The organism is Sporosarcina koreensis (assembly GCF_000826145.2).
Classification (GTDB): Bacteria; Bacillota; Bacilli; order Bacillales_A; family Planococcaceae; genus Sporosarcina; species Sporosarcina trichiuri.
Window position 1 is genome coordinate 167501 of sequence record NZ_LN651336.1, and the last position, 12555, is coordinate 180055.

At 51.7% G+C, this 12555-nt stretch carries 12 protein-coding genes (1 of these 12 running past the window's edge); 3 read left to right on the top strand and 9 right to left on the bottom strand.

From position 1 onward, the window contains the following. Window positions 1-335 carry the 3' portion of a YgzB family protein gene (locus BN1190_RS04550; protein ID WP_040285822.1) on the top strand. 22 nt of this gene lie to the left of the window's left edge, so 335 of the gene's 357 nt are visible here — the last part of the coding sequence; its start codon lies off the left edge, out of view; it ends in the stop codon at window positions 333-335. A 259-nt stretch (window positions 336-594) separates the two neighbouring features. On the opposite strand, the gene BN1190_RS04555 is transcribed toward BN1190_RS04550, so the two are convergent. From BN1190_RS04555 to bcp, 4 genes are all read right to left on the bottom strand, one after another. Beyond that, complete coding sequence (locus tag BN1190_RS04555; RefSeq protein ID WP_052461685.1) at window positions 595-1977, bottom strand: IS1182 family transposase; 1383 nt, start codon at window positions 1975-1977, stop codon at window positions 595-597. 275 nt (window positions 1978-2252) lie between these two features. Beyond that, the gene (perR, locus tag BN1190_RS04560; RefSeq protein WP_040285823.1) at window positions 2253-2702 is read right to left on the bottom strand and encodes a peroxide-responsive transcriptional repressor PerR; all 450 of its coding nucleotides are present in this window, start codon (window positions 2700-2702) and stop codon (window positions 2253-2255) included. 114 nt (window positions 2703-2816) lie between these two features. Then, the gene (locus tag BN1190_RS04565) at window positions 2817-3761 is read right to left on the bottom strand and encodes a D-2-hydroxyacid dehydrogenase (protein WP_040285824.1); all 945 of its coding nucleotides are present in this window, start codon (window positions 3759-3761) and stop codon (window positions 2817-2819) included. Continuing rightward, window positions 3761-4252 (bottom strand): thioredoxin-dependent thiol peroxidase, encoded by a 492-nt coding sequence (gene bcp / locus BN1190_RS04570; protein WP_040285825.1) that lies wholly within the window; start codon window positions 4250-4252, stop codon window positions 3761-3763. The genes BN1190_RS04565 and bcp overlap by 1 nt, the downstream gene beginning before the upstream one ends. Before the next feature lie 127 nt (window positions 4253-4379). Between bcp and BN1190_RS04575 the strand changes: the two genes are divergently transcribed. Next, the gene (locus BN1190_RS04575) at window positions 4380-5669 is read left to right on the top strand and encodes a glutamate-1-semialdehyde 2,1-aminomutase (RefSeq protein ID WP_040285826.1); all 1290 of its coding nucleotides are present in this window, start codon (window positions 4380-4382) and stop codon (window positions 5667-5669) included. 73 nt (window positions 5670-5742) lie between these two features. Beyond that, entirely contained in the window at window positions 5743-6828 is a 1086-nt protein-coding gene (locus BN1190_RS04580) for an FUSC family protein (RefSeq protein WP_040285827.1), read from the top strand. Between the two features lie 35 nt (window positions 6829-6863). On the opposite strand, the gene nikC is transcribed toward BN1190_RS04580, so the two are convergent. The 5 genes from nikC to BN1190_RS04605 all read right to left on the bottom strand — a co-directional run bounded on the left by nikC (window position 6864) and on the right by BN1190_RS04605 (window position 12510). Beyond that, entirely contained in the window at window positions 6864-7760 is an 897-nt protein-coding gene (gene nikC, locus BN1190_RS04585; protein ID WP_098060112.1) for a nickel transporter permease, read from the bottom strand. A 17-nt stretch (window positions 7761-7777) separates the two neighbouring features. Further along, entirely contained in the window at window positions 7778-8782 is a 1005-nt protein-coding gene (locus tag BN1190_RS04590) for an ABC transporter permease (RefSeq protein WP_040285828.1), read from the bottom strand. A gap of 92 nt (window positions 8783-8874) precedes the next feature. After that, window positions 8875-10494 (bottom strand): ABC transporter substrate-binding protein, encoded by a 1620-nt coding sequence (locus BN1190_RS04595; RefSeq protein ID WP_040285829.1) that lies wholly within the window; start codon window positions 10492-10494, stop codon window positions 8875-8877. Then, a complete protein-coding gene (locus tag BN1190_RS04600) occupies window positions 10491-11516 on the bottom strand; it encodes an ABC transporter ATP-binding protein (protein ID WP_040285830.1) in 1026 nt (341 codons plus the stop codon). The genes BN1190_RS04595 and BN1190_RS04600 overlap by 4 nt, the downstream gene beginning before the upstream one ends. Further along, the gene (locus tag BN1190_RS04605; RefSeq protein ID WP_040285831.1) at window positions 11488-12510 is read right to left on the bottom strand and encodes an ABC transporter ATP-binding protein; all 1023 of its coding nucleotides are present in this window, start codon (window positions 12508-12510) and stop codon (window positions 11488-11490) included. The genes BN1190_RS04600 and BN1190_RS04605 overlap by 29 nt, the downstream gene beginning before the upstream one ends. Window positions 12511-12555 lie beyond the last annotated feature (45 nt).

The window sequence follows — 12555 nt, forward strand, 5'->3', positions numbered from 1 at the left end:
TCAACCGAATCCGGTCATTCGCACTGTCACTCATCTTCATCGGAGTGATCGTGATGTATATTGGTCTGTTCTTCCGTAAATACGAAATACTCATGCTCCTGTTCATGGTTCTTGGTGTCGTGGCGATTCTGGCAAGTGTTGTCGTCTATGCATGGATCGGGACATTATCCACCCGGGCAGTGCAGATCGTCTGTCCGAATTGCGGCAGACAGACAAAGATGCTCGGCCGTGTCGATATGTGCGGACATTGCCGCGAACCTTTGACTATGGATCCTTCGCTCGAAGGCAAGGAGTTCGACGAAGTATACAACCGTCCGAAACAAAAGAAGAATTGAAAAAACACCTATTTCTCCTGAGAGAAATAGGTGTTTCAGACTGTTGACAAAAGGGTTGGAAATCAAATCGATTTCCAACCCTTTTGGTTTTGAAGTAATAAAATTGCAAGTGATCGAAAGCCGTCGATCTCCGTTCCGGGCGGACGCTTTCCGGGGGGGCTTGCCCTCAGCCTCCTCGTCGCTTCGCTCCTGCGGGGTCTTCGCACTGCGCTGATCCCCCAGGAGTCGCCGCCCTGCACTCCGATCAACTTGGTGTCCCTCAGGACACTGAACATGTATGGGCACTTTTGTTACCAGGTGAATTCCATGTCCAGCTGGCAAGTTTCTTCAGATTTTGGGCAGCAAAAGAAAGCATCGCCTGCATGGACAATTTTTTAAGGCCTCTCAAGGCTGTCCATCGCATTCCATGCTTCTCTTTTGCATCCGCAAAGACACGTTCAACCGTCTCTTTCCGCTGCTCATAAATTTCTTTGATCTCGTAATGGTGTCTCAATTCCTCTGCCATATCCAGATAGTCCTGCCAGATGTGCCGCTGGATGATCTTTTGCTGATTCTTGCTGTTTGTACATTGATCAATTACCGGACAGCTGGCGCAGGTAGAAGGTGATGAGGCATATTGACGGTAGCCTTCCTTCGTGGTCGTTCGATAAGGTAGGACTTGTCCTTCAGGACACAGGTAACAATCATAATGCTCATCGTAAACATACTCATGTTTCTTGAAAAATCCCTCTTTCGTCATCGGTCGTTTATAAGGCAAGACGGGTAAGATCTGATTCTCTAAAAGAAAGTTTGCAATCGCGGGCGTCTTGTAGGCATCATCTGCCGCAACGGCCAGCGGCCGTTTCACCTCATCAATCACCTTCTCAACAAGCGGTTGTAACATATGGCTGTCGTGAACATTTCCGGGCGTGACGATGCTGGCGAGCACGAATCCCTTTTCATCGGTTGCAGCGTGGAAGGAGTACGCAAACTGTTTGGTTCGCTCATCTTTTACGTAATAACCGCTCTCAGGATCAGTCATGGATTCTTTGATCTCTTTGTACTCCTCTTTCTCGAACTTCTCGATAGGAAATGGCTTCTTCCCATGATTCTCGCGGTCCAGATTGAGCTCCTCCTGGAGCTTCTGTTCATACGCACGGCTCTCTTTCCGTACCGTCTTCTTCTCAAATCTCCGTTTGTTGGCACTGGCTTTTACATGGGTTGAATCAATGAAAACGTGATCCGCACTCAGCAAACCACGATCTGCGACTTCCTTGAGCACTCGATAGAAAATCTGTTCAAACAGATCAGTATCGGCAAAGCGACGAACATAATTCTTTCCGAACGTCGAGAAATGGGGCACTTCTGTATGAAACCCAAATCCAAGGAACCACCGATATGCCACGTTGGTCTCGATCTCTTTGATGGTCTGCCGCATGGAACGGATACCGAAGGTATATTGAATGAAAGTCATCTTAATCAAGACAACTGGGTCAACGCTTGGCCGTCCTACATCTGAGTACAAGTTCTCAACTAATGGATAGATGAACGAAAAATCAATCGCGGCATCCAGTTTGCGAACCAAATGATCTTGCGGAACCAATTGTTCAATCGCCAAGATTTCCATCTGTTCTCGTTCATTGACTTGATTCTTCGTCATCATATCCATCACCTCATCTAGTTATAAGAGACATTTGTTGATTGGAGAGGAGAGCGGCGACTCCTGGGGGATCAGCACGAGCTGAAGACCCTGGACGGAGCGAAGCGGAGGAAGCGGCTGAAGCCGTGCCCCCCGGAAAGCGTCCGCTCGCAGCGGAAATCAACAGGTTCAGTGTTGATTCCATTGTAAAAGAAAAAAGACTGCAGGCAAACTCCCAATCGAGAGAGTTTGTCTACAGTCTGAAACACCTATTTCTCCTGAGAGAAATAGGTGTTTTTTCAATTAGCTTTAGTGGCGCGGCCTTGTTCTTGACACGCAGGACAGACACCGTACACTTCCAAGCGGTGGGAATTCACTTTGAATCCTGTCACATGGGACGCAAGCCTTTCCACTTCTTCCAATCCGGGATGATGAAAATCGACAATGCTTCCACATTCGTCACAGATGATGTGGTAATGATCGTGTGTCACGAAGTCGAATCTGCTTGAAGCATCTCCGAAGGTCAGCTCTTTGACGAGCCCCGCATTCCTGAATACACGCAGATTGTTATAGACTGTCGCTACACTCATATTCGGAAAATCCTGTTCGAGTGCTTTATAGATTTCATCCGCCGTCGGGTGGGTTTCAGAAGAAATGAGGAATTCCAAAATAGCGTGGCGCTGAGGAGTGATCCGCACACCGCTCTCTTTCAATGTGACAAGCGCATTTTTCAGCATTGCACCTGGCATGACGAACACCTCTATTCCGTAAAGATTACTTAATTATAATGATTATAATTAGTTTACTGAATTTGTGGTGTCCTGTCAACAATTGTGATTACCGGCGAGCGCGTCTCTTGCGGGTCAATAGCCGCGATCCGGTTCAACGATATTCTTGTAAGAACCTTCCGATGATAACCATACGCGCAAATTCTCTTTGAAGATTTCCAGAGCCCGTTCCACATACTTTGCCGATAGTGCAGAGACATGAGGCGAGACCGTACAGTTCTCAAGCTTCCAGAGCGGATTCGTCTCCGGCAGCGGCTCCTGCTCGAATACATCAAGGACAGCTTGTGCGATCTCCTTGTTCTTCAGGGCTTCTATAATGACTTCTTCCTTCACCAGGTCTCCTCTGCCGAAGTTCAAGAAGACAGCGGTGTTCTTCATGCGTTTGAAATGCTCTTCGTTCAGGAGCCAGCGGGTTTCCGGAGTGCTCGGCAGGACGGAAATCACATAATCCGCTTCCGGCAGATGCTCGTCGATGCAGTCGAACGAAATGTCTTCGTGCATGCCATCATGCGTGCTGCCTGATCTGCTGCATCCGATTGTACGGACGCCGAACGCCTGCAGCAGCCTGCCGATTTCCCCGCCGATCGAGCCGGGACCGAGTATGAGGGCTGTGGAGCCTTTCAGTTCGCCAGACTTCACTTTTTCCCATACTTTCTGCTTCTGCTGTTCCCTCAGCTGAGGGAGCGCGCGTTTCAAAGATAGAATGTGGGCAAGAACGGTTTCGGCCATCGGGGTTTTATGGATTCCGCTGGAATTCGTGACGAGGATGTCCCGCTCTCCCAGCTCTTTAAGCGGCAGCTGGTCCACACCGGCTGACGCGACCATGACCCACTTCAAATCCGGCAGTCCGCCGAGCGAAGCGGCATCCAGATCAGAACCGTAAGTTACCAGAATGTCGGGGTGTTTCCGCTCGGCATTCTCCATAGTACCTGAAAAGTCGAATTCAGCTTCACTGAATTCCTTTTCCAGCTCATTGCGGAATTGTTCTTTGATAGGGAACGTGAACAGTACTTTCGGCATCAGCCCTCTCCCCCTACTTCGTCTGTCAGCTGAAGGAGTGCACGATACACGTCATCCGTATGACCGTCCACCTTCACTTTCCGCCACTCTTTGACAATGGTGCCCGTCGGGTCGATGAGGAATGTCGAGCGTTCCACGCCCATATACTCTTTGCCGAACGATTTTTTCAGCTTCCATACCCCGTATTGCTCCGCTGCTGTATGATCCGGGTCGGCCAGCAGTGAAAACGGCAGATTATACTTGTTGCTGAACTTCAAATGGGATTCTTCCCCGTCCGGACTGACACCGAGGATCACTGCATTGATGTCTTCGAAATCGGAGTGGCTTTCACTGAACGACTGGGCTTCGAGTGTACACCCAGGCGTTGCATCTTTCGGGTAGAAATAAAGGATTACATATTTCTCACCAGCGAAATCGGAAAGTGAAACTGTTTCGCCGCGTTCGTTCCGTAAAGAGAATTCAGGCGCATGCATGCCTTCCATTGACGACATAAAACATTCCTCCAATCAGTTTCTTTCCATTAATAGTATCGGACTACTCCGTCTTTTTCAATTCCTTTGGTGTTTGCTTTGTTTTTAGGTAGAATAGTGAAGAACTGATTTGAACGGAGGAATTATTATGGAAAGATCGAATTCAGAAGCAATCTATGCACAGGCGTGCGAGCATATTGTAGGAGGCGTCAACAGCCCGTCCCGCGGTTACAAAGCGGTCGGCGGCGGAGCACCTGCTGTGATGGCGCGTGCGGAAGGCCCTTACTTCTGGGATGTGGACGGCAATAAGTATATCGATTACTTAGGCGCCTACGGACCGATTATCACCGGCCATGCCCACCCGCACATTACGGCAGCCATCACGAAGGCTGCTGAAAATGGCGTATTGTACGGGACACCGACCGAGCACGAAGTGAAATTCGCCAAGATGCTGAAGGACGCGATTCCGGGGATCGATAAAATACGGTTCGTGAATTCCGGAACGGAAGCAGTCATGACGACAATCCGTGTATCTCGCGCCTATACCGGCCGCACGAAGATCATGAAATTCGCAGGCTGCTATCACGGCCATTCCGATCTCGTGCTGGTTGCGGCAGGTTCCGGTCCGGCCACATTGGGTACTCCGGATTCCGCCGGTGTTCCGAAGACGATCGCTGAAGAAGTGATCACGATTCCTTTCAACGATCCGGAAAGTTTCAAAGCAGCAATGGACCGCTGGGGGGATGAAATCGCATGCATCCTCGTGGAACCGATCGTCGGCAATTTCGGTATCGTCGAGCCTCAGGAAGGATTCCTGCCGCTCGTACATGAGATCGCCAAGGAAAAAGGGGCTCTCATCGTTTACGATGAAGTGATTACGGCATTCCGCTTCCACTATGGTTCAGCGGCTGAACTGCTCGGACTCCAGCCGGATCTGATGGCGATGGGCAAGATCATCGGAGGCGGCCTGCCGATTGGCGCATACGGCGGCAGAAGTGAGATCATGGATAACGTGGCGCCGCTCGGTCCTGCATACCAGGCGGGCACGATGGCAGGAAATCCTGCATCGATGCTGTCCGGGATTGCCTGCCTGGAAGTGCTGCAGACAGAAGGCCTGTACTCGGAACTCGACCGCCTCGGGGCCCTCTTGGAGGATGGGATTCTCGAAGCTGCCGGAAAGCACGGCGTTCCAATCACCATCAACCGGAAAGGCGGCGCACTGACCGTGTTCTTCACGGACGAAACGATCGTCAATTACGATCAGGCGGAAGCGACGGACGGAGAGCGGTTCGGTAAGTTCTTCAAACTGATGCTGGCACAGGGTGTCAACCTGGCGCCTTCCAAATATGAAGCTTGGTTCATCACGTCAGCACATACGGAAAAAGATATCCAGGATACTCTGGAAGCTGTCGATTCTGCGTTCTCACAATTGCTGTAATCGAGCTGTTGACCCATACCGGAATTTATTGTAAAGTAGCGCAAAAGAGACCGCGAAAGAGAGGAAGACAGATATGAAACTTGGTGCCCGCAGTTTGAAGACGGGTATTGCCATTGTCTTCGCATTGTTCCTTGCGCAAGTGTTCCATCTGCCCAATCCTGTGTTTGCAGGGATTGCAGCGATTTTCGCCATCCAGCCGACGATTTACAGATCATACAAATCAGTTGTGGAGCGGATACAAGGTAACCTGATCGGCGGAACGGTAGCTGTTTTGTTTGTATTGATGTTCGGTCATCACTTGATGATTGTCGGATTGGCAGCCGTGATCGTCATTCTGATCATGCTGAAGCTCGGACTTGAAAAATCGATTGGATTGGCGCTCGTGACAACGATCGCTATTATGGAAATCAAAGGCGATGGGTTTCTGTTATATGCTGGCCTTCGGATACTCTCTATTACAATAGGCGTCTTGGCAGCCTTCCTGGTCAATCTGGTGTTTGTGCCGCCGAAATATGAAGTGAAGCTGTTCCAGTCCATCCACCAGGTGCAGGATGAGATCATCCGGTGGATCCGGCTGACCAGCCGCCAGGCGTCCGATTTTCTGGCAACGAAGAATGTCATCGAGAACTCACGTGATCAGCTGACGACAATCGATCAGCTGTATGCCCTGTATAAGGAAGAACGGTACTACCTGAAAAAGAACCAGTATGCCAAAGCGCGCAAACTGGTGATCTACCGACAGATGATCGTCGCTTCCAATGCGAGTCTCCAAGTCCTCCGTAAATTGTTCATGCACGAGAGCGAACTGGCTGCACTGCCGGACCATTTCAAGATGATGGTGCAGGAGCGTCTGGATGCTTTGCTCACCTATCATGAGCAGCTGCACTTGAAATTTGTCGGTAAGTTGAAATCGGATCAGCTGTCGACCGGATTGCATGACGAATACATTCACCGGCAGGAAGTCATGGATATCTTCTTGAAAGAAATCGCTCTTTCGAAAGAGGAGAATGAGGAGTTTTCGACATATTATCTGTTGCATATCCTGTCTTCCATCTTGAACTACGAAGAACAGCTGGAGCACCTCGACAGTCTGGTCGTCAGCTACCAGCGCCGTTATGAGAGTGAAGCCAATACGCAATTCGAAGATGAAATCTATTAAAAGAGCTGCCCCGGCGAAGGGCAGCTCTTTTTTGTTCAGCTTTTCATTTTCGGGTCGAGTGCATCCCGCAGTCCGTCACCCATCAAGTTGAACCCGAGGACCGTCAGCATGATGGCGAGACCCGGAAAGATCATTGTCCACGGTGCGGATTGCAGATAATCCCGTGAATCAGCAAGCATTTTGCCCCACTCCGGTGAAGGTGCTTTCGCTCCAAGCCCGAGGAAACCGAGCGCAGCCGCTTCCAGGATAGCCGTTGCAACAGCGAGTGTACCCTGGACGATGACAGGTGCCATGGAGTTCGGCAGGATGTGCGAGAACAGGATACGCGCATCCTTCATGCCGATCGCTTTGGCGGAGGTGATGTATTCATCCTCCTTGATGCTCAGCACTTTCGATCGGATCAGCCGGCCGAAATTCGGCACGTTGATGGTCGCGATGGCAATCAGTGCATTCTGCAGGCTCGGTCCGAGTACGGCGACAATGGCAATCGCCAGCAGGATCGAAGGAAATGCGAGCATGATATCGAAGATCCGGGAGATGATCACATCCACCCAGCGGCCATAATAGCCGGCAATGATGCCGAGTATACTTCCGACAACAACGGAACCGATGACCGAGAAGAACCCGACCGCGAGAGAAATCCGGGCGCCGTGCATAATACGGGAGAAGATATCTCTGCCGAAATCATCCGTACCGAACCAATACTCCGCTGATGGCGCATGCAGACGGTCAGCCATGTTCTGTTCGTTTATGCCCTGCGGAGCGATGAATGGCGCAAGAAGTGCCATCAGGATGAAAAAGATGACAACCGCCATTCCGACAACCGCCACTTTACTCTTCCGGAAACTCCGCCATGCATCCCGCCACGGACCGGACTCTTTTTCAATCTTCGCTTCTGCGATGCCATCAATCTTCGGTGACAATTCAGACATGTTGTATTCCTCCTCCCTCAATCATACTTAATCCTCGGATCGATCACACCGTAGAGCAGGTCCACGATGAGGTTGATCATGACGAAGAAGAATGCGACGACCAGGATTCCCGATTGGATGACCGGGTAATCACGGTAGTTGATGGCGTCATAGATATATCGGCCAATCCCCGGCCATGCGAAAATCGTTTCTGTCAGGATCGCCCCGCCGAGGAGCATCCCCATTTGAAGGCCGACAATTGTCAGCACTGGAATGATTGCGTTTTTCAAAGCGTGTTTGTAGACGACCCAGAACATTTTCTGCCCCTTTGCGCGGGCTGTCCGGATAAAATCGGACCGCATGACTTCAAGCATGCTGGAACGGGTCATACGTGCGATGATCGCCATCGGGATGGTCGCAAGGGCAAGTCCCGGAAGGATCAGGTGCTTGAATACTTCCCACAGCTGGTCGAACCTGCCGTTCAGCATGGCATCCAGCAAATAGAGATGGGTGACCGCTGATACGGGATCGCGTACTTGCTCACGTCCTGTGGTCGGCAGCCACTGCAGTTCAATGGCGAATGCCCACTGCCCCAGGAGACCGAGCCAGAAGATCGGCATGGATACACCGACCAGCGCCAGGATCATCGCTGTATAATCGAACCATGAATTTTGGAACCATGCGGAGATGATGCCGGCGTTGATGCCGATGACGACAGCAACGATCATGGCGAACAGTGCCAGTTCCAATGTGGCCGCGAGATACGGCCAGATTTCATCGGCCACCGGCAGCCGGGTTCTCATGGATTCCCCGAGGTCACCCGTGAAAATCCCTTTCAGATAACTGAAGAACTGGATATACCACGGCTGGTCCAGCCCGAGTTTTGCATTGAGCACCGCAACCGCTTCGGGTGTCGCCTGCTGTCCCAGTATCACTTGCGCAGGGTTGCCCGGTATCGCCCGGATCATCATGAACACAACGAATGTCATCCCTAACAGTACAGGGATGAGCTGGAATAACCGCTTCCCTATGTAACTGAGCATACACTTCACCCCTTTAGGCTCTTTTTGGCTTTTCAGGAACAGGAAAGGGGGATAAGCGAATCGCCTCCCCCCTGTTGCCTGTCAGCCTGAACTTACTTGAAATCTACGTTCGAGAGCAAGTCGGAACCTGTAGGATGCGGTTTGAAACCAGTCAGATCAGCAGCTCCGCCGAGCAATGGTGTCGAGTGAGCCAACGGCACCCATGGCGCTTCATCATGAAGGATCTCTTGTGCTTTCATATACAGTTCGTTCCGTTTGTCCTCATCCACTTCCGTCTGTGCTTCCAGGAAGAGTTTGTGTGTTTCATCGTTTTTGAAGTACGTATAGTTGTTGCTTCCGATATTGTCTTCATCAAGCAGGACATACAGGAAGTTATCGGCATCGCCGTTATCTCCTGTCCAGCCGAGCATGAAGGCATCCGCTTCCCCTTTGCTCGCTTTGTCGAGGTACGTCGCCCACTCATACGAGACTATTTCCGCTTTGATGCCGACATCTGCAAGGTTGCTCTGGATGACTTCCGCTACCTTTGTGCCGTCTGGCATATATGGACGCGGAACAGGCATTGCCCACAGTTCCATTTCGAAGCCGTCTTCCAGTCCTGCCTGTTTCAGCAGTTCTTTCGCCTTTTCAGGGTTATACTCATATTCTTCTATCTCATCGTTGTACCCCGAGATGGATGAAGGCATTGGGTTCTTCGCCAGTTCAGCACGGCCTTCGAAGAACGAATCGATGATTGTCTGCTTATCAATCGCGTAGTTCATGGCCTGGCGTACTTCTTTCTTATCGAACGGCGGGCGTGTGACCGTCAGACCGAGGTAGCCGACGTTCATGGACGGACGTTCGAACAACTGCAGATTTGAATCGTTCTCGATCTTTTCACCATCCGACGGGTTGATGCCGTCAGCCAGATCGATCTCGCCGGCAGTCAGCGCGTTCAGACGTGCTGCATTGTCCGGGATGGAACGGAATACGACTTTGTCGAGCTTTGGAAGCCCTTCCTGCCAGTAGTCTTCGTTCTTTTCGATTGTGATCGAATCGTTCGCTTTCCACTCCACGAACTTGAATGGCCCGGTACCGACCGGATTCCGCTCGTAGTCGTCATCGCCTTTCGCGAATGCCTCAGGACTTGAGATGGCGAACATGCTCATTGCCAGGTTTTTCAGGAATGGCGCCTGAGGGCGTTTCAGTTTGAACACGACTGTGTTCTCGTCTTGCGCTGTCACCGACTCGATGACCGCTTCCTCGTCTCCTTCAAATCCGCCGAACATGGAACTGTAGTACGGGAACTTCTCAGCATCCCCGCCTGCCCATCGTTCGAAGTTCGCGACGACTGCATCTGCATTGAAGTCGGTGCCGTCATGGAACTTGACGCCTTCTTCAAGGTGGAACGTATACGTCAGACCATCATCGGTTGTTTCCCATTCTTTCGCCAGCCCCGGCTGGATCGTTGTATCCTGCTCGCCGAAATTGACGAGAGTTTCAAACAGGTTGACCGTTACTTTGAAGGTCTCCCCTTCTGTTACGCGGGATGGATCGAGTGAAGTGGAATCCCCACCCCGGCCGAAGACCAGCGTCTTTTCCTTGCCGCTGGACTTTTCTCCGTCCCCGCTTGCCGTCCCCTCTTTGCCGTCATCGTTTCCGCATGCAGCGAGCGCAGCGGAAAGGACAAGCAGCATGATGAGTGCGGCCGACCATAACTTCCCTTTTCTCATACAGACCCCTCCATCTCTTTTTCTTTCCATGCTATGTCAGTGCCGGCCTGTTCACTATAAAGATGACAGGCGACAGAATGACCGTTCTGTTGCTCCATGAGCTGGGGTGTAACTTTTGTGCAGACGTCCATCTTGAACGGACAGCGGGTATGGAACGTACAGCCTGATGGTGGATTAGCAGGACTTGGGATATCCCCTTCGATGGTTACCTGCTCCTTCTGGTAATCCGGGTCCGGGATCGGTACGGCTGACAGCAGCGCCCGGGTATATGGATGGAGAGGCTCTGCATAGAGCTGCTCGCTCGGTGCAATCTCGACAATCCTCCCCAGATACATGACCCCCACCCGATCACTGATGTGCCGGACCACCCCCAGATCATGGGCGATGAAGATATACGTCAAGTCGAATTCCTTCTGCAGATCCTGCATCAGGTTCAGCACTTGCGCCTGGATCGATACGTCCAGGGCGGAAACCGGTTCGTCCGCGATGATGAGCTTCGGATTCGTCATCAGCGCCCGGGCGATGCCGACACGCTGCCGCTGCCCGCCGCTGAACTGATGCGGATACCGTTTTGCATGGTAAGCACTCAATCCGACAATCTCGAGGAACTTGTTGACGGTCTTCTTTCGCTCCTTCGCATGGGAAATACCATGTACGATGAGCGGTTCCTCCAGGATCTTGCCGATCGTATGGCGTGGATTCAGGGACGCATAAGGATCCTGGAAGACCATCTGGATATCCCGGCGCACCTTCCTCATATCGCCGGCAGACAGATCCGTCAGCTCCCGGCCGTCGAATTCCACGGTGCCTTCTGTCGGTTCCAGGAGCCGCATCAGCACCCTTCCTGTCGTCGACTTGCCGCATCCGCTCTCTCCGACAATACCGAGTGTCTCCCCTTTGTTCACATGGAAGGAGATATCATCGACCGCTTTGACATACCCAGCCGTCCGCCCGAGCAGCCCTTTCTTAATAGGGAAATACTTTTTCAGTCCTTCAACTTTCAATAAGGGCTTTTGCTCCATCGTCCTTCACTCCTTCCTCGCTGTATAAGAAGCATCTTGTCTGATGGGCCGCCTCTGTATGGATCAGTTCCGGATCTTCCGACAGACATCTGTCGAACGCGAACTCACAGCGCGCTGCGAACTTGCAGCCTTGCCGTATGGAACCGGGCTTCGGGACATTCCCCGGAATCGAGAACAGCCGATCCTTCTTATACCGCATATCCGGAACGGACTGAATCAGCCCCTTGGTGTATGGATGCTGCGGATTGTCGAAAATCGTCTTGACCGGCGCTTCTTCGATCACCTGGCCGGCATACATGACGATGACGCGCTGGCAAGTTTCCGCAACAACGCCGAGATCATGTGTAATCAGCATGATGGCCGTGTCCAGCCGGGTGTTCAGGTCTTTCATGAGCTTCAGAATCTGCGCCTGGATGGTCACATCAAGTGCCGTTGTCGGTTCATCCGCTATGAGAAGTTTCGGATCACAAACCAGTGCCATGGCGATCATGACACGCTGCCGCATACCTCCGGACAACTGATGCGGATACTCGTCGATCAATTCGTCCGCCCGCGGCAGCCCCACCAATTTCAGCATTTCGACCGCACGGGCTCTCGCTTTCTTTTTCGACCATTTCTTTTCATGGATGAGAATCGCTTCGGACATCTGGTTGCCGATCGTAAACAGCGGATTGAGCGAAGTCATCGGCTCCTGGAAAATCATTGCGATATCGTTCCCCCGGATGGAGCGCATCTCTTTTTCGCTTTTCGCAAGCAGGTCGCTACCTTGGAATAGTATTTCCCCGCCTGTGATCTTGCCGGGCGGGCTCGGCACCAATCCCATTACTGACAGCGATGTCACGCTTTTCCCGCACCCGGATTCCCCTACGATTCCGAGAACTTCGCCTTCTTTCACATGGAAATCGACGTGGTCCACCGCAGAAATCTCCCCTGAGTCGGTGAAAAAAGTGGTCTGCAAGTCTTTCACATCCAAGACTTTCTTTCGTTCCCCCATGACATCTTCCACCCCAATACTATTTTTCTTAAAATAACATCTATT